This window comes from Aquiflexum lacus (genome assembly GCF_015476655.1).
In the GTDB taxonomy this organism is placed as follows: Bacteria; Bacteroidota; Bacteroidia; order Cytophagales; family Cyclobacteriaceae; genus Aquiflexum; species Aquiflexum lacus.
This window is the reverse complement of sequence record NZ_JABFHF010000003.1, coordinates 256,847-274,759: the sequence shown is the minus strand read 5'-3', so window position 1 is coordinate 274,759 and position 17,913 is coordinate 256,847. Positions and strand designations below refer to the sequence as shown.

14 protein-coding genes are annotated in these 17,913 nt (G+C 38.9%); 4 read left to right on the top strand and 10 right to left on the bottom strand.

Going from position 1 to position 17,913, the window contains the following annotated elements:
- Position 1 precedes the first annotated feature (1 nt).
- On the top strand, positions 2-1,021 hold the full coding sequence (locus HMJ38_RS04810; RefSeq protein WP_228779889.1) for a PorP/SprF family type IX secretion system membrane protein: 1,020 nt from the start codon (positions 2-4) through the stop codon (positions 1,019-1,021).
- A gap of 303 nt (positions 1,022-1,324) precedes the next feature.
- Here HMJ38_RS04810 and HMJ38_RS04805 read toward each other — a convergent pair whose 3' ends face one another.
- The 9 genes from HMJ38_RS04805 to HMJ38_RS04765 all read right to left on the bottom strand — a co-directional run bounded on the left by HMJ38_RS04805 (position 1,325) and on the right by HMJ38_RS04765 (position 14,595).
- Positions 1,325-3,046, bottom strand: a complete 1,722-nt coding sequence (locus HMJ38_RS04805) for a sodium:solute symporter (protein ID WP_194973225.1) — start codon at positions 3,044-3,046, stop codon at positions 1,325-1,327.
- A gap of 81 nt (positions 3,047-3,127) precedes the next feature.
- Positions 3,128-5,596 (bottom strand): PIG-L family deacetylase, encoded by a 2,469-nt coding sequence (locus HMJ38_RS04800; protein ID WP_194973224.1) that lies wholly within the window; start codon positions 5,594-5,596, stop codon positions 3,128-3,130.
- A 340-nt stretch (positions 5,597-5,936) separates the two neighbouring features.
- Positions 5,937-7,148: a tetratricopeptide repeat protein gene (locus tag HMJ38_RS04795; RefSeq protein WP_194973223.1), complete on the bottom strand. Its 1,212-nt coding sequence runs from the start codon at positions 7,146-7,148 to the stop codon at positions 5,937-5,939.
- Between the two features lie 59 nt (positions 7,149-7,207).
- Positions 7,208-9,742: a DNA gyrase subunit A gene (gyrA, locus tag HMJ38_RS04790; protein ID WP_194973222.1), complete on the bottom strand. Its 2,535-nt coding sequence runs from the start codon at positions 9,740-9,742 to the stop codon at positions 7,208-7,210.
- A gap of 93 nt (positions 9,743-9,835) precedes the next feature.
- On the bottom strand, positions 9,836-10,819 hold the full coding sequence (locus HMJ38_RS04785; RefSeq protein WP_194973221.1) for a hypothetical protein: 984 nt from the start codon (positions 10,817-10,819) through the stop codon (positions 9,836-9,838).
- A 95-nt stretch (positions 10,820-10,914) separates the two neighbouring features.
- Positions 10,915-11,415, bottom strand: a complete 501-nt coding sequence (locus HMJ38_RS04780) for a hypothetical protein (protein WP_194973220.1) — start codon at positions 11,413-11,415, stop codon at positions 10,915-10,917.
- 157 nt (positions 11,416-11,572) lie between these two features.
- Entirely contained in the window at positions 11,573-12,223 is a 651-nt protein-coding gene (rpe, locus tag HMJ38_RS04775) for a ribulose-phosphate 3-epimerase (protein ID WP_194973219.1), read from the bottom strand.
- Between the two features lie 52 nt (positions 12,224-12,275).
- Positions 12,276-13,922 carry a S8 family serine peptidase gene (locus HMJ38_RS04770; protein ID WP_194973218.1) on the bottom strand — a complete coding sequence of 549 codons (1,647 nt, stop codon included), beginning with the start codon at positions 13,920-13,922 and terminating at the stop codon, positions 12,276-12,278.
- Entirely contained in the window at positions 13,909-14,595 is a 687-nt protein-coding gene (locus HMJ38_RS04765) for a hypothetical protein (protein ID WP_194973217.1), read from the bottom strand. Before HMJ38_RS04765 ends, HMJ38_RS04770 begins: the two co-directional genes overlap by 14 nt.
- 84 nt (positions 14,596-14,679) lie before the next feature.
- Here HMJ38_RS04765 and HMJ38_RS04760 point away from each other — a divergent pair, with 84 nt between their 5' ends.
- From HMJ38_RS04760 to HMJ38_RS04750, 3 genes are read left to right on the top strand one after another with little or no spacing between them, the layout of a single operon-like run.
- Positions 14,680-15,306, top strand: a complete 627-nt coding sequence (locus tag HMJ38_RS04760; RefSeq protein ID WP_194973216.1) for a beta/alpha barrel domain-containing protein — start codon at positions 14,680-14,682, stop codon at positions 15,304-15,306.
- A gap of 47 nt (positions 15,307-15,353) precedes the next feature.
- Positions 15,354-16,250, top strand: coding sequence for an oxygen-dependent coproporphyrinogen oxidase (hemF, locus tag HMJ38_RS04755; RefSeq protein ID WP_194973215.1), 897 nt, complete (start codon positions 15,354-15,356; stop codon positions 16,248-16,250).
- A 22-nt stretch (positions 16,251-16,272) separates the two neighbouring features.
- Positions 16,273-16,851, top strand: coding sequence for a phosphatase PAP2 family protein (locus HMJ38_RS04750; protein WP_194973214.1), 579 nt, complete (start codon positions 16,273-16,275; stop codon positions 16,849-16,851).
- A 445-nt stretch (positions 16,852-17,296) separates the two neighbouring features.
- On the opposite strand, the gene HMJ38_RS04745 is transcribed toward HMJ38_RS04750, so the two are convergent.
- Complete coding sequence (locus HMJ38_RS04745; protein ID WP_194973213.1) at positions 17,297-17,887, bottom strand: riboflavin synthase; 591 nt, start codon at positions 17,885-17,887, stop codon at positions 17,297-17,299.
- Positions 17,888-17,913 lie beyond the last annotated feature (26 nt).

Sequence of the window (17,913 nt, the reverse complement as noted above, 5' to 3'; positions counted from 1 at the left end):
GATGAAAAACCTGACATACGTGATCTTCATGCTACTGATTTCCAATTTGGGATACAGTCAGGACTTTCATTTTTCACAGTTTTACGCCTCGCCCCTAAATCTGAATCCGGCTTTGACCGGTTCAACTGAACTGACCCGGGTGGGTGTCAATTACCGGAAACAATGGCCAGGGCTTTCCTATGATTTCAATGCCTATTCGGCATATTTTGACCACTATAGCTATGACCTCAACAGTGGGTTTGGGATTATGGTCAACAGTTTTCAGGAAGCCAATATGCGGATCAATACCTCTGACATTTCCTTCCTTTATGCCTATAATCTCCGAGTCGCAGAATCCTGGAATTTCAGGTTAGGCGGACAAGGTTCATGGGTAAGAAGGAGCGCCAAACTCGACAACCTGGTGTTTGGAGATCAGGTGGATTTATTCAATAGAACTGTCAATCAAAGCAGCATTGACCTGATCCCGGATTTTGAACCCAATGGCTATGTGGACATTTCCTTCGGAGCATTGGTCAACAATGACTTTATGTGGCTTGGTGGTTCCGCACACCATATCAACCGACCCAATCTTTCATTTTTCCCTGACAATGAAGCTGGAGTTTTGCCCATGAAGTGGAGTGTACATGGAGGTGTCAATTTCCCTTTGGGTGCCAATGACTATTTTGGGTCCAATTTTGACAATCAAGCCTCTCTATTGGTAAATTATAAAAAACAGGGACCCTTCCAACAAATGGATGTTGCCCTGCAGGCATTGTATGGCAGTGTCATCGGGGGATTGGGCTATAGGGGGATTCCGGGATTAAGGAATATGCCCAATCAGGATTCCATCATTACGATGTTTGGTGTTAACCTGGAAAATGGGATGGTCATCGGCTATAGCTACGATTTTATGATTTCCAATATCGGCTATCAGACAAGAGGTGCCCATGAAATATCCTTCCGCTACCAATTCCTAATGGGGGACCCAAGGAGTAGAAACCAAAGGAATCGGGTTTTGAAGTGTTTTAAGTATATGATGTAGGATTGTGAGGATTTTAGAATGTAGATTTTAGATTTGCGATTTGAGACGTGAGACACAAGATATAAGAAGGTTCAGGTTTAAAAGTTTGTGGAGCTATTGGTAACTGCTTTATTCATCCCAATACTAAATTTGGCTGGAATTTTTTTCTTATCTCCCTGATAATTAGCGCATCTTATTTCTTTTGTTCCTTGGCTCTTGGCTCCCCGATACTCGAGGCAGGATTTAGCTCTTGGCTCTAAACCCGCTCTCGTTTCTCGTCCCTGCAGGCAGGCGGGTCTCGCATCTCGCTTTTGAAAACTCTTTCTAACCCTCTACCTTCTCTCCCTTAACTCCTCCCAACTGAATAATCGCCGAAAAGAGCATCACCAATAGACATCCGATCACATTGTACCATAAGAAGCCGATGTTGATGGGAATGCCTAACAGGGAATCTCCATTTTTCCAATGTATCAAGAGGATGATGGCCTGAGTTATCAGGGCTGAGATAAAGACGGCATTTCCTCTGATCCATTTCATGTAAAAGGCCACAAAAAAGATCCCCAAGATGGTACCGTAAAATAAGGAACCAAGCAAATTGACCGCCTGAATCAGGTTTTCGAACAGGGTGGCATAGGTAGCAAACACAATCGCAAAAATCCCCCAAATCGCGGTAAACCACTTGGAGGATAACATGTAGTGGTATTGGCTACTGTGCTTGGATATTGACCTTTTATAGATATCAATGGTAGTGGTGGTGCCAAGCGAGTTGAGCTCGGAGGCGGTAGATGACATGGCCGCACTGAATATGACGGCAAACAGCAAGCCAACAATCCCTTTGGGGAGATAATCCATGACGAAGCGCATAAAGACATAATCCGTATCCCGAGTTTCTGCCATTGGGTCATTTTTGACAATCAATTCTTTGACTTCATTTCGAATACGCTCCTGATGTTGGCTTTTTTTCATCATCCCATCTTGGGCCAGGGCAATTCCTTCCTGATTATCGCTTTTGACTGCTTCCAACAGATCTTCAATGTCCTGCCCTTTTTCACGGAAAACATGCGTATACTCTTCTTCCAAAAATCTGAAATCTTCCTTAAAGGCACTGTTTTGCAGTTGTTCGGTTTGCACTTTATTGAAAACAACCGGTGGTTGGAAAAACTGATAAAAAACAAAGACCATGACACCGATAAACAGGATGACAAACTGCATGGGGACTTTTAACAGTCCATTCATCATCAGCCCCATCCTGCTTTGGGTAAGTGTACTGCCCGTCAAATATCTTTGAACCTGAGATTGATCTGTGCCAAAATAGGAAAGAAATAAAAACAAGGCGGCGGTCATACCTGACCAGAAATTATACCTGTCTGAAAGGTTGAATTCATAATTGACAACATTCAACCTATCCATTTTTCCTGCCACATGCAAAGCTTCGGTGAATTTGACCGGCAACATCTGTATCACCAGAATACCTGCCAGGACCATCCCTCCCATCATTACAGCCATTTGCTGTTTTTGGGTAATTGAAACTGCCCTAGTTCCTCCCGATACGGTATAGATAATGACCAATACCCCAATAAATATATTCGTGAAGGTAAGGTTCCAACCCAACAGAGTCGATAAGATGATGGCGGGTGCATAGATGGTTATTCCCGCTGCAAGTCCTCTTTGAACTAAAAACAATAAAGCTGCAAGCGTCCTTGTTTTCAGATCAAACCTATTTTCCAGAAACTCATAGGCGGTATAGACCTTCAACTTATAATACATCGGTAAAAAAGTTACCGATAGAATAATCATGGCCAAAGGAAGACCAAAATAAAATTGAATGAAGCGCATGCCGTCTTCATAGGCTTGACCGGGTGTGCTCAAAAAAGTGATTGCTGAAGCCTGGGTGGCCATAATAGACAGCCCGATGGTCCACCAGTTCATATTTCCTTGGCCTCGGATATAGCTATCCATATCCCTCACTCCATATGTCTTGTATACACCATAGCCTACTATGGCCAAAAGTGTCCCAAACATGATGATCCAATCAATACTGCTCATAAGTAACTGATCGTTAACCAATAAAAAAATACAATCAAAATTCCCAAGGTGATCATCAATCCCAAATACCAGTTTCTCCAGTTAATTTGATCCTTCACCTGATTGTTCGATTAAGTTGACAAATAATTTGACGGCTCCGGGAACTCCGGCAGGCAATTGACGGAACCAGGAAATGCCTGAGTAAGTATAGGTACCTTTGCCATACTTTGCAAAAATCAAAGAACCTTTATTGGCTTTTTCTCCTGGATCTTGCATTGTAAGCGGAGAAGTATAATTATTGTCCCAATTGCTGGTAAAATATAAACCCCGTTCCTGAACCCATCCCTCAAAGTCTGATAGGCTTATTTTATTTGGTCTACTTAAAACAGGATGGGCCAAATCCGCCACTACCTGAGAGTTCTCTACGGTCACCCGATTTCTTGATAAGGAAAAAGGATAAGGTCCAAGTTCTCGTGTCAATAAAGGAGAAATGGTATTATACTGAACAATCAAATTACCACCTTCTTGGACATACTCCATCAGTTGATCTACATTATCTGCCAAATCCTGATTGACATTAAATGCACGAATACCTATGATGATGGTTTGAAATGATTTTAGCCTTTCCTTTTTTAACTCTTCATTTTCCAGAATTGAAACCTGATAACCCAGGTTTCTCAAAACTTCTGGAACGTCATCTCCGGCGCCGCTGATATATCCGATTCTTTGATTGCTGAGTTTAAGTTCCATTTTCACCAAACCTAAAGTAGTACTGGTAAAATAAGTCAGGTTTGGAATATGCCTATAAATAATTCTTTTGGTATCCAAATTGAATTTTTGACCATCGTTGGTTTGAAATGAAACAAGTATTTCTTTCTTTTCCTGATCCGAGTCCAAAAATTCGATGGTGTACACCAACCTATTTCTTTTCTCGTCTTTTTCCTCATTTACAATCCTGAACTGTCCTGATTCTACACCTTCCAAAGCGAGTTTCCCATCCAAGATTCTGTTTCTAAAGGAAACTTCTACATTCAAAGTCTGGTCGGCACCTTGGATTAGAAACAGATTGTTCTTATCCAATTTGACATTGACTTCAGGTACAAGGGTAAATGGCTGCTTTATTTCCCCATCAACCTGATCATTGTATTTATACAATAAGGGAAGATTCATCTGGATAACTTGGCCATTGATCGATAAAACCAAACTACCCTCAATACTTGGACCGTTGACAGGTTGACCTATTTTTGCAAGTTCTTGAATGTCAAAAAGACTACCATCCAAGGGTTTTTCTAACCAAAATGGCTGCGAAACCGGGTAATCTCTTGGAATCTTGATTTCCAAATTTTGTGTTACCGGTATGTTGTTTTTAGCTTCCTTATTAATATTTTGAGAAAAAATCTTCCCCCCAAAAGTGCTTACTGTCAAAGGGATTTGTGCAGGGTTATTAAAAACAAGTTCAGTGGTGATGGTTTCCCCTGGAAAACCAATTTCCTTTTTTACAATAAATTCTGCTTTGACACCCAAGGCCTCCAAAATAAGTTTGTCAAGATATTTTTTCTTCTCAACTAACCATAAATCCTCTGAATTTTGAGCATCCAAAAGACTCTTGATGTGAAGGAGTTTTTCGAGATTGTTTTCGGGAGAGGTAAAATCGAAATCAATCAGTGCACCTTCAATCGCTTCAATGACTTTGCTTCCATTGGGCAATTGTTCCCACCTGTTACTGATATCCTCAAAAGGGTGATCTTTAAATGTCGGGCCTTTGACCAATTCTATGAAGTCATTTCCTTCGCCTATTTGAGAAGTCGATCCAAACCCTTGGGATTTGTGCATGGTCCTGCTGTCAGCGGCGATTTGAGAATAGGTCGTGCCCAACAAAGGATTGTATTCTCCAACAGCAAAAGTGAAATAGGTCTTTCCCTCTTCGGGTTCATATTGACCTCCCCAGTTATAGGCATTCCAGAAAATCCTTTTGGCCTGCCAAGGTTTTGTGTATTTCAATTGGTCCGGAAAGACAGAAGGGTCCGCAGCTTTGTCAAAAGCTTCTACAGATAAGATCGCTGAACTCGTATGGTGTCCATGAGTGGTTCCCGGTATGGTATTGAATCTATTGATAATGATATCAGGCTGGAACTTTCTTACCATCCAAACCACATCCGAGAGCAACTTATCTCTGTCCCAGTTATTGAAGGTTTCATCAGGGTTTTTACTGAATCCAAAATCCAGTGCTCTGGTAAAAAACTGTCTACCGCCATCGGTTTCTCTCGCCCTAAGCAACTCATGTGTCCTGATCATTCCAAGCTCGATTCCCAATTCTTTTCCAATTAGATTTTGACCTCCATCACCTCTTGTAAGAGAGAGGTAGGCAACTTCGGCATGTTCGGCATTGGCCAAATAGGCAATCAATCGCGTATTCTCATCATCAGGGTGGGCCGCTACAAACAATACTCTTTTGGTGTCCTTAAAGCGTAGCAGTTTGTGGTAAAGGACTGAAGATGGATGAGACTGCGAAAATACTGGTGATAGAATTAAAAATGATAAACAAAACAGCAGCCATTTGGGGTTTTTCATGTTTTTTTGAAATTTGATGAAAATGTACTGGAAGGAATGAACAATTAAAACTCTTTTTTACACCAGAGGGTTTAGGCTCATGTTAAATTATGTTATCATGTGCCCTGATTCCAAAAGAAAACTGAATTGTTTTTGATATTTTTTAATTTTCGGCAATGAATCCGTCTCTTGAATAGCTGCTGCCTTTCCGAAAAGGAGAAGAAAAATAAGAATTACACCTGTCTGAAAAAACAAATGGCGCATAACAAAATAATTAGAGGAAATTATTCCCGAAATTGATCAAAAAAACAATAAAAAAAGCTGCCTTTTTAGTAAGGCAGCTTTTTTTATTATAAATCAATTATCTCTCCATCCAATCAGGACCAAGTATTGCAATCAATTTCTGATTGACTTTTTCAGCCTCCGAAGTATTTTTCAATCTTGTATGAATTTGGAAAAGAATTTCAAGAATTTCAACATTTTCAGGCTTCAATTCTGATGCTTTAGTGAAATAAGGAATAGCATCACCATAGAGTCCATCAGCTTCTTTGCTCATTTCAGGCGCTCTTTTTTCCCACTCTTCATCTGACAAATTATTTACTTCAGCTAAGATAGCTCTTGCCCTATCGAGATAAATGGCTCCAGCATAATAGTTTCCTTCGAAGAAATCAGGATCAGCTACTACCGCTTTTCTGTACTCACCCAAAGCTCCCTCCATGTCTCCTGACTGTTCCATCAAATATCCATGTCTCAATAATAGACCTGAATTGTTTGGGTCATCTTTTAAGGCAGATTTAACAGAAGCCATGGCCTCATCCATCTTGTTCATTTGAAGCAATAGTTGCACTTCAAATTCTGATAACGTTTTGTCCTCAGGGAATTCCTTTCTCGCCATGGTGACATAATTCAGAGCTTGTTCAGGATCTTTGTCCTCTCCACTGGCAATTTGAATCAGGAAATAATAGGAATTTAATTTATCGTAATCCTCAATTTCAATCAACCTGTTGAAATGTTTTTTCGCCTCTTCAAATTTACCAAGATCATTTGCAAGGTAGCCGGCATTGAAATTCGCAGTAGTATCAGAAGGGTCAATATCCGAAACCAATGCGAAAAACTCATAAGACATTTCGTAATCATCTTCTTCATAAGTAGTAATTGCCTTATTGAAAGACGCTTGTCTTAAAGTTTCAATAGAGAATGGTCTGAGGTTATCAGGAAGAACTCCTGGAATATCTTCTTTGAAGATTTCCTTGCCGACTTTGCTTTCCTTGTCATTGTCCACCATTTTAAGGGTACTTTGAAAATCATTATATGCACTCCTACCAGTAGCTACAGTTGAAGCATTATTTTCTTCATCAGCTTCAAACATTTTTGTTTGAATGTTAGCTTTCAGCAGTAATGTCTCGGGGTCATCCTTCGTCTCAGGATCTTGAAGAGCGGCCTCAACTTCCGTCATGGCAACTTCTAACTCACCTTTTTTAAAATTACGTTCGGCAGATTTTACTACCTTTTTTTGGGCAAAGGCCATAGTTGCAATGCCTACTAAAGCCAATGATAAGATTAACTTTTTCATTTTATTTCGTTTTTGCTAATTGTTTGGTCTATATTTAATTGGATTTAAAATCTCCTCTTTTAAGATTCAATTGGATTATCACTTTCATTTTCCCCGTTGGGCTCATCTGTATTTGGTTCAATTTCACCCTCAATTTCTTCAACATCTTCTTCCCTTGAAATCTTCTCCACTGATGAGATTTGATCTGTTTCACTGAGTTTGATCAAACGGACTCCTTGAGTTGCCCTGCCCATTACCCTAAGTTCTGAAACAGGAGTTCTGATAGTGATTCCTGACTTGTTGATGATCATCAAGTCATCGCTATCAACGACTTCTTTAATAGCCACCAGGAATCCTGTTTTTTCGGTGACATTCATAGCTTTGACACCTTTACCTCCTCTATTGGTAATTCTGTATTCATCAAGGGGTGACCTTTTACCATAACCCTTCTCTGAGACTACCAAAAGACTGGCATCTTCTCTAGATGCACATACCATGCCAACCACTTCGTCATTAACATCCCTTAACTTAATTGCCTTGACGCCGGTAGCTGTCCTTCCCATTGGCCTTACTGTGGATTCATGGAAATGTATAGCCCTTCCTGTTTTGGCAGCAATGATGATATGGGTATCTCCATCCGTCATTTCAACTCTCAACAACTGATCATCTTCCCTGATATTCAAAGCAATGATACCGTTTGTTCTAGGTCTTGAGTATTGTTCTAGCGTGGTCTTTTTAATGATGCCCTTCTTGGTGACCATCACAAGATAATTGTTATTGATGTAATCCTCGTCATTAAGATCCCCTACTTGAATAATTGACCTTATCTTATCTTCAGAATTAATATTGATCAAATTCTGAATAGGACGTCCTTTTGATGTTTTTGAACCTTCAGGAATGGCATAAGTCTTTAACCAAAACAATTTACCATGGTCCGTAAAAATCAAAAGGTAATTATGTGTAGAAGCAGTAAACAAATATTCGGTCCAATCATCCTGCTTGGTGGAAACTCCTTTGGAACCAACTCCACCTCTGCCCTGAGTCCTATATTCAGTAAGAACAGTTCTCTTGATATAACCCTCATGGGAAACCGTAATGACTACTTCTTCATTAGGAATCATATCCTCATAGTTGAAGTCCTCTGCATTATGTTCAATGACTGTTCTCCTATCATCGTTGTAGCGGGTTTTGATTTCGGTCAGTTCATCTTTGATGATCTGCATCCGCTGCTCCTCACTATCTAAAATCCCTTTGAGTTCTTCGATATAAGCCATCAATTCCCTATACTCTTCTTGGATCTTCTCACGCTCCATTCCTGTAAGACGTTGAAGTCTCATATCAAGAATTGCTCTTGCCTGAATTTCACTTAACTCGAATTTTTCCATCAAGCCGTTTCGTGCCGTCTCAGGATCTCTAGAACTTCTAATTAAGGAAATCACCTCATCCAAATGATCCAATGCAATCAGATAGCCTTCCAATATATGGGCTCTCTTTTCAGCCTCCCTTAATTCATATTGGGTTCTTCTGACCACTACCTCATGTCTATGATTGACATAATGTACAATCATATCCTTTAGATTAAGGGTCTGAGGTCGTCCTTTTACTAAAGCTACATTATTGACTGAGAATGAGGTTTGTAACTGTGTTTGTTTGTAAAGATTATTTAGGACGACATTCGTAACGGCATCTCTCTTCAGATCATATACCACACGCATACCCTGCCTGTCTGATTCATCTCTGATAGCCACAATACCATCAATTTTTTTCTCATTGATAAGCGCAGCAGTCTTTTCAATCATATTGGCCTTATTGACCATATATGGAATCTCAGAAATGATGATAGACTCACGTCCATTATCCCTAGTCTCTACTTCTGCCTTTCCACGTACAATGATTCTGCCCCTTCCTGTTTCAAAAGCTGCTTTGACACCATTATAACCGTAGATAATTCCTCCGGTAGGGAAATCAGGAGCAATAACAAACTCCATCAATTCTGAAATGGTAATATCTCTATTTTCAATGTATGCAATAATACCATCGACTACCTCTCCCAAATTGTGAGGAGCCATATTGGTAGCCATGCCTACAGCTATACCTGAAGCACCGTTCAATAAGAGCGCCGGAATTTTAGCCGGTAGAACAACAGGTTCCTTCAGGGAATCATCAAAGTTTAACTGAAAATCAACAGTTTCTTTATTAATATCAATCAGCAATTCTTCTGCAATTCTTTTCAACCTTGCCTCAGTATAACGCATGGCCGCGGGATTATCTCCATCAACGGAACCAAAGTTACCCTGACCATCCACCAATGGATATCTCAAGGACCAAGGCTGGGCCATTCGGACCATGGTTTCATATACTGCAGAGTCACCATGTGGGTGATATTTACCCAATACTTCCCCTACTATCCTTGCTGATTTTTTGAATGGTTTGTTGTGCATGACACCAAGTTCCTGCATCCCAAAAAGGATTCTACGGTGAACTGGCTTGAGTCCGTCACGGACATCTGGAAGTGCTCTGGAAACAATAACCGACATCGAATAATCGATGTAGGCTCCACGCATTTCATCTTCAATATTAATCGGAATTATATTCTCGTTTTCTCCTTTCGCCATATTTTATTAGGTGATCAATAATGTTGCAATTTACTAAAAAGAATACGGTTTTAAAAAGATTATTCTGTCTTGTAAAGGCTATTTGGATATTGTTTAATACCATTGACCAACTTTCCTGTTCTGGAAATTGAATATTGAGCTTCCTCTATACTCTATACCATCATGTACATGCCTCATTACCACCCCACAACCATGGACTTTACACCTTTTGGTACCGGGAAGACTTATCGAAATTCCGATTTGGGCAAGATATAAATTCTGCTTAATATTTTGGAATTCATCAAGATTCTCAGTTCCAAAATTATAATTCCTGAACTCAACTCCTGTTTTGGCAAAGAATCTTGCGTATTCTGAAAACTCTCTTTCAACCCTAAGACCAACATTATAAAAAGGATCTTCTGATGGCAAAACCCTACCATCAAAACTCTTCCTCATGTACAAATTCCCAAACTCAGCTTCAATCAAAAATCTCCATGGATAATTCTGACGGATCCTCTGATTCTTTTCCGATTGCATGTAGATATTGTTGGTAGAAAATTGTCTATATCTCCAATTCAAGAATTTAGCTCTTTTCCTGGCGTCATAAACTACTAGTCCAACAGATCCAAAAACCCTATCCAAGGTGTAGTTTGCATTTTCAAATTGAAATTCAAAATCGCCTCCACGAAGGTTATCCATTTTCCCTAGCTCACGCCCATAGCCTGCACCGACCATTAATGTATTGAAAAGATTCAATTTGACTCCTAGGTTTATTGGAATGGCAATTTGGTTGCTGTTAAAGCTTATGGTATCGCCTGCTGCAATGCTTTGGGGCTCTTCAAGATTCCGGTATTGTTTTATGGGGTATTGATTTGGAAATTGGGAAAAAAACTGCATTTGATTGGTGTGAAAGCTCCCCCCCGAAGACATTTCAAAGCTGAAATTACTAACAGCGTTCCTAAAAACATTACCAATGTTGCTCTGACTCTTTCTTCCCTTGTCTCTTGCTTTGGAATCAATCCCAAATATGTCATCTTGGGCAAGAAGGGTTTGAAAACCCAATAAGCATACAAACATTGTAAAATAGACTCTTCTCATATTTCTATTTAACGAAACCGAAAGTAAAAACAATACCTTGATTAAAACAAAAAAGGCTTCCAAAATTGGAAGCCTTCTAATCTAAATTATTTCAATTACAAGGTAACTTCACCGTCATCCGCTGCTCTTTTCTCTTTTAACTCTGAGATAAGGGAATCAACTTTCTCTTTTACAGATGGGTCCGCACTCATCGCTTTCATGATTTTATTATAGGTTCCCGCACCAAGTTTTTCTGCATCCATGATCATTTCTACTTTGTAATTCTTCACATCTTCTGAGAGAGAATCCATAAAGTCTTGGATTTTCTGAAATGCTTCTTTTTCTTCATCTGTAATATTGATCTCTGCAAGCTCATCCTCTTTACCCCATGCACCTTTGATTTCATTGTATCTGGCTGCACCACCTAAAGCCTCGTCAGTTTTAATCATGTCCACCAATTGATCTTGCTTCTCTTGGAGATAATTTGCCACAGCCTCTTCCATGGCAGCAAATTTCTGGATTTCTTCTTCAGTAACTTCTTCCGGAGCATCTTGGGCCATGGTGTTCACACTCAAAATTCCCAAAAGGAAAAATGCCAATACAAATACTTTTTTCATCTTAATAGAAGGTTTATATGATTTAATCAAATTAGAATTAATTTCCAATAAACAGTTAAAATGCCTTCAATACAAGAAAAAATACAAAAAATTGGCCTTAAAAATTGTTAAATGGAAATATTATAACTTTAAAGGCAAACAGTTAGAACATTGAAATTTAAATATTTTTTAGGCTCCTGATTGTTTCTAATGGGTTTTCGGCAGAGAAAACAAAACTACCAGCTACCAAAACGTCCGCTCCTGCTTCCTGAAGCAATGGTGCATTTATTTGATTGACACCGCCGTCAATTTCAATCATGGTATTGGCACCTTTTTCAGTGATAAGAGACTTCAATTGCCTTACTTTATGGTAAGTGTTTTCAATAAATTTTTGTCCTCCGAAACCAGGATTAACTGACATCAGACATACCAAATCAATATCCATGATCACATCTTCAAGAAGATGAATAGAAGTATGTGGATTTAAAGCCACCCCAGCTTTACAGCCTAATTCTTTGATGGCCTGTAGGGTCCTGTGTAAATGATTGCAGGCTTCCAAATGAACTGAAATAATACCAGCACCTGCTTTTTTGAATGCTTCAAGGTACCTGTCAGGATCTATGATCATCAAATGAACGTCTAAAGGTTTTTTAGCGTGCTTATTTATTGCTTCAGTTACCGGAATGCCAAATGAAATATTGGGCACAAATACCCCATCCATGATATCCACATGGATATAATCTGCCTCAGATGCATTTAACATTTCTATTTCGGATTGAATATTGGCAAAATCAGAAGCCAAAACAGAGGGTGCAATTTTAATGGGCATGTCAAAGGTGCTTTAATTGTGCTGCAAAGGAAATAAAAATCCAATTGGGCACCTATCTTTTCATCAATTTTGTCCTTTGGATTTCCTTTCCTGATTGCATTTGGACAAAATATACCCCATTTCGGATTTCTGGTAAATTCACGACAAAAGGAATCTCTAAATTTGTTCTACTCAATGATTCTTTTTTTAGAATCGTTCCCTTCATATCAATTAAGGAAAACTGTCCGTTTAGATTGGACCCGAATGAAATGAACAGATCAGTACCATCAATAGGGTTGGGATAAACCTTCCAATTGCCTTCTCTATCTACTGTGACTACATCCAAAATTTCTCCATAATAGGCTTTATAAAAATCAGGTATTCCAAATCCCAACATGTTGTCAGGTTCCTCCATCAGGTGTGAACTCCTGATCAGATTTTCTAATAAATCATCTTTTGTCCATTCAGGCCTTCCTTGCCATAACCCAGCAGCCAATGCGGCAACCTGCGGGGCTGAAAAAGAAGTTCCATTTCCTCTCGAAACAACACCATTGGATCTCATCAGCCAAACTTGCTCTCCAAAAGCGGACACATCAGGTTTAATCCTTCCGTCCGCGGTAGGGCCCATTGAACTAAAAACGGCTCTTGTCAAATCTGATTTTACAGCACCAATGGCCAAAATTCCTCTTGCATCCGCTGGGGCTGTAAGAGAAGAAGCCCCTCTCGTTCCATAATTACCCGCACTGGTCACCACCAAAATACCTTTAGTCGCTGCTATAGAAGCTCCTCTTGTAATGACAGCGGTTTCTCCATCAAGGTCATCGGTGGTGTAATCCATACCCGGGTCGTCAAAATCCCAATAGCCGAGGGAACTATTGATAATATCCACTCCCAAGCTATCTGCATATTCAGCAGCTTTGACCCAATTATATTCCTCAATCCGGTATTCCGTAGGAACTTCCTCCGTGATACACAAGATATAATTTGATTCTGGAGCACCCGAAACCAATAATTCATCATCATTGGCTGCAATCAGAGACAATACGTTGGTCCCATGTTGGTTTTTGCTGTAAACATCATCGTTTCCCACGTGTACAAAATCCCGGGTACCGACAATTTGATCATTCTCAAATAAATGTGAAAAAGCAGGTATTTGATTTACTCCGGGAAATCCCGCGTCGAAAACTGCAATCGTAATGCCTTTCCCTTTGAATCCTGCTTCATGCATTTGAGGAATACCCAAAACCTGATTTTGGAAATCATAAGGAGATGAATTTTTCTTCGAAGAAATATTAAAATTGACATTTAATCCTCCTTTACCCCGTATATTTGAATTTAATCTAGCTTGAGAAAAATTACCCGGGGCGACCAATACCACCTTTTCAACAAATGGTAGTGATTCCAAATCAGGTACATTTTCAGGATCTGCTGTGACAACAGATGCATTAAGCCAATGAGTACTATATAAAATAAAATCTACTGAAGGTTTGATTAATTCAAGATATTTTTGGGAAACAGGAAAATCCAAGCTATCCAAAGGTATCTGTTGTCGCTGTCTTCTGTCTAAGGATTTTTCAGTAAGAAATTCTTCAGGGCTATTGAAAGAATAACTGTCCTGAGGCTTGAATTTAAAATGAACTGCGTAACGGTTTTGTCCGAAGACGGAACTACTGAAGATCAATAACAGAAAAACTAAAAAATATCTATTAAAATTTACCATATGCCACTATTTTGAGATGCGTCAATCTTCCTGAATCTATAACCATCTGCCCAAGACAATCGTTTCTTGAACAATAAGTGAAAACCTCATAATATTGTTCCACTAGACCTATCCCTTTGGAAAAAACTTCATATCTGTTATTTCTGAAGGTAATTTCGTCATCCTCCTCTTCCTGCAATACCTTTAAAGAACGGGTAAAAGACTGTTCTCCAACAGGGATTGTTCCCATAATATCAATTTTAAAGATATCCTGACTTTGCGAATTCAACGCCTCCGCGTCCCAAGACTTCCCTAATTCAGGAGGAAAAACCAAATTAACTGTCCTTTTGTTCTCAAAATTTCGGATCAAGGTATTCCGAACATGCTGCATGGCATAATTACTTACAGGTTGCCATGCAGACCGGTCATCTGAAGTTTCCCTTACCAAGACATATACAAATTCTCCTTCGGCATTGATATAGCTGTAATCCACCCTATCTCTTATGAAAAAGGATGATTCTTCGGAGTCATTTTCTCCAAAAACGAGTGTTTGGCTGACTTCATATTCCCAATACAATCCAATCTCCAATGGCTGATAATCCAAGCCAAAATCAACCCTTGGATTTTCTGTTTCGCCACAGGAAAACAACACTGAAATAAGAAGAATAAAACTAAATGGGTGTAAGCTGCGCATTTCATTTACTATAGCAGAGCCTAAAAATACATTTTTATCTTGAAATCTTTTACCTTAGCGAGCATAAAAAAAGTATAGTGAAAAATGGCGTTAAAGACATTTGTGAAAATATCGACAGTAAATAACCTTTCAGATGCCCGTTACTGCTCAGGAATGCAGGTCAATTTGATGGGATTTTGTCTGGAAGAAAGTGACAAAAATTATATATCTCCTGAGAAATTCAAAGAAATAACAGGCTGGCTTTCAGGTGTTGAATATGTTGCTGAGTTTTCTCATACACATCCTGAAAGGATTCTCACCCAATTAAAAGATTACCCCGAAATCCAGAATATTGAAATCAAAGAAGAAATTCACTTGAAGATGTTGGTCAATACCAATTACGGTATCTTTTTAAATCAAAAAGTACAAGAATTGGAAGATATCGATGATTTGATCAAAAAATCTACTTCTTACCATGACTTTAATGTCACCCTCCTACTCCAATCTGAAAGTTTGGAAATAAATGAGGAAGTATTAAATAAATTAACAGAGCTATCTTCCAAATGTCAGGTACTTCTGGGGTTTGGAATTCATGCTGATTCTATTCTAAAACTAATTGAATCAACGGAAATAAAAGGCATATCCATGCAAGGTGGCGATGAAATCAAACCTGGTCTCAAAGATTTTGATGAGTTATCTGAAATCCTTGAGGCTTTGGAATCAGAAGATTGATCAAAAAACTTTTTAATCACTAAAATTATTTGAATTACAATCAACACATGGATAAACAAACGATCACCCGAGACTTCATAGATATTCAGGACCACATTTGTAGGGAACTCGAATTGGGAGATGAAAACGGTTCTTTTCATGAAGATAAATGGGTACGGGCAGAAGGTGGCGGTGGACGTACGAGAATCTTCAAAAACGGAAAGATTATAGAGAAAGGTGGGGTAGCATTTTCTGCTGTTGAGGGTCCAACTCCAGAAAAAATCCTTAAAAAACTCAACCTTGAAAAAGCAGATTTTTATGCAACAGGCGTTTCAATAGTCATTCATCCTGTCAGTCCTATGGTGCCGATAATTCACATGAACATCCGCTATTTCGAAATGAGCAATGGTGTCAATTGGTTTGGTGGAGGTATTGACCTGACCCCCCATTACGTAGAGATATCGGATGCAAAGTATTTTCATCAGGAGGTGAAAAAAACTTGTGATGCTTTTAATCCTGATTATTACCCCAGATTTAAAAAATGGGCGGATGACTACTTTTTTATCAAACATAGAAACGAAACAAGGGGTATCGGTGGAATATTTTTTGATCGCCTCGTCAGCAATGACCCCAGTGAAATGAACAACATTTTTGAATTCGTCAAATCTATAGGATACCTTTTTCCAAAAGTGTACAGACATTTTATGGCAAAGAATAGTGCCCTACCATATTCCGAAACGGAGAAAAAATGGCAATCCCTTCGTCGGGGAAGATATGTGGAGTTTAACCTGGTTTGGGATGCAGGAACCAAATTTGGATTGGATACCAATGGAAGAACGGAAAGTATTTTAATGAGTATGCCACCTGTGGCAAACTGGGAATATATGCATGAGCCTGAAGAAGGCTCAAGGGAAGCTCAAACCCTGGAATATCTCAAAAAAGATATTGACTGGGTCAGTTTGTAAATTCATTTGAAACAGAACGAAAATGCTGGAAAAAATCAGCCATTGGGACAGGCAGCTATTTATATTCTTAAACAGTTTTCATTCGGATTTCATGGATCCGATCATGTTCCAATTGACCCAAACCTTGCCTTGGGTTCCTTTATACATTCTCCTATCTTACTTGATATGGAAAACTTATGGGATAAATAGTTGGTGGGTTTTTGTTGCTGTTGGATTAACCATCTTGTTGGCAGACAAAACTACTTCTGCTATTATGAAGCCTTATTTTGAAAGATTGAGACCATGTCACGACCCTGCTTTGGAAGGTGTGGTCCATAATTTTGGGAGATGTGGGGGCATGTATGGATTTGCTTCTTCCCATGCTGCCAATAGCTTTGGAATTGCAACCATCATGAGTCTGGCACTATCACATAGATATTTTACAGTAAGGTGGCTTTTTATTTGGGCCATATTTTTTTCATATACTAGAATTTACCTGGGAGTACATTATCCTGGGGATGTAATTATGGGTGGTTTAGTAGGCATTTTGAGCGGACTGATCGCATTTTATTCATTAAAAACATTGGATCAAAAAGTAAATAAAAACAAAAACGGGAAGTAATCTTTCGAATACTTCCCGTTTCATGACTTGGTAATCGTAATTGCCAAAACATGTCAAGCTACAGTTCAAGATTTTTACCCAGTTGCCCAAGATCATAACATTTGGTCTATACTAAAACTTTTTCAATCTTTCGAAATCAAAGCTGAGTTCAGTATTCTGCAGTTTCCTGTTTCAGATAAAACCCTAAGGTTTTGATCCCTTTATACTTTCACCGAAAGTCTTCAACCAATGTCCGGATTCGTATATCCGATCTTTTATCTCTTACTTGATGATGATAAAATTATATCATAAATATCTGTCTTCCAATCATTTGACCATTTACTTTTGAACAATTTTTCCACTGATTTTGAGATTGAATAACATGCTTATTAACAAGCAAAATCACTTTATAAACAGCTTGTCAACAATTCAATATGCAAAGGGGATTTTTAAATTTTTGCAAAAATTATTGGTAACCTTTAATGATTCTTTGGATATATTTTCCAATGATGTCAAATTCCAAATTGACCTTATCCCCTATTTTTAACTCATGGAAATTTGTGTGTTCATAAGTATAGGGTATGATAGCTACAGTGAATTTACCGTTTTTGGAATTGAAGCAGGTAAGGCTCGTGCCATTGATGGTAATGGACCCTTTTTCAACTGTAACGTTTCCGGTGGCGGAGTCAAAGGAAAAATCAAAGATCCATGAACCGTCATTCTCTGTAATATTATCTACAATTCCGATCTGATCCACATGTCCTTGAACAATATGACCATCAAATCTGCCATTGGCAGACATGCATCTTTCCAAGTTTACTTTCCCTCCTTTTGACCAAGATCCAAGGTTGGTTTTATTAAGCGTCTCATCAATTGCTGTTACGCGGTAATGCTCGCTCCCAACGGCTACTACCGTCAAGCAAACACCATTATGCGCAACAGATTGATCGATTGTAAGTTGATCTGTTATTGGAGAAGCAATATCAAAATGAACATTTGTACCTTCTTTTTCAATATGGGTAACGGTACCCAAAGTTTCAATAATTCCTGTAAACATTTTTCAAATTCTAGTTTCCAATTATT

Coding starts and splice junctions, on each gene's coding strand:
- HMJ38_RS04810 (WP_228779889.1), top strand. CDS start 2: ATGAAAAACCTGACATACGTGATCTTCATGCTACTGATTTCCAATTTG.
- HMJ38_RS04805 (WP_194973225.1), bottom strand. CDS start 3,046: ATGAGCAGTATTGATTGGATCATCATGTTTGGGACACTTTTGGCCATA.
- HMJ38_RS04800 (WP_194973224.1), bottom strand. CDS start 5,596: ATGAAAAACCCCAAATGGCTGCTGTTTTGTTTATCATTTTTAATTCTA.
- HMJ38_RS04795 (WP_194973223.1), bottom strand. CDS start 7,148: ATGAAAAAGTTAATCTTATCATTGGCTTTAGTAGGCATTGCAACTATG.
- gyrA (WP_194973222.1), bottom strand. CDS start 9,742: ATGGCGAAAGGAGAAAACGAGAATATAATTCCGATTAATATTGAAGAT.
- HMJ38_RS04785 (WP_194973221.1), bottom strand. CDS start 10,819: ATGAGAAGAGTCTATTTTACAATGTTTGTATGCTTATTGGGTTTTCAA.
- HMJ38_RS04780 (WP_194973220.1), bottom strand. CDS start 11,415: ATGAAAAAAGTATTTGTATTGGCATTTTTCCTTTTGGGAATTTTGAGT.
- rpe (WP_194973219.1), bottom strand. CDS start 12,223: ATGCCCATTAAAATTGCACCCTCTGTTTTGGCTTCTGATTTTGCCAAT.
- HMJ38_RS04770 (WP_194973218.1), bottom strand. CDS start 13,922: ATGGTAAATTTTAATAGATATTTTTTAGTTTTTCTGTTATTGATCTTC.
- HMJ38_RS04765 (WP_194973217.1), bottom strand. CDS start 14,595: ATGCGCAGCTTACACCCATTTAGTTTTATTCTTCTTATTTCAGTGTTG.
- HMJ38_RS04760 (WP_194973216.1), top strand. CDS start 14,680: ATGGCGTTAAAGACATTTGTGAAAATATCGACAGTAAATAACCTTTCA.
- hemF (WP_194973215.1), top strand. CDS start 15,354: ATGGATAAACAAACGATCACCCGAGACTTCATAGATATTCAGGACCAC.
- HMJ38_RS04750 (WP_194973214.1), top strand. CDS start 16,273: ATGCTGGAAAAAATCAGCCATTGGGACAGGCAGCTATTTATATTCTTA.
- HMJ38_RS04745 (WP_194973213.1), bottom strand. CDS start 17,887: ATGTTTACAGGAATTATTGAAACTTTGGGTACCGTTACCCATATTGAA.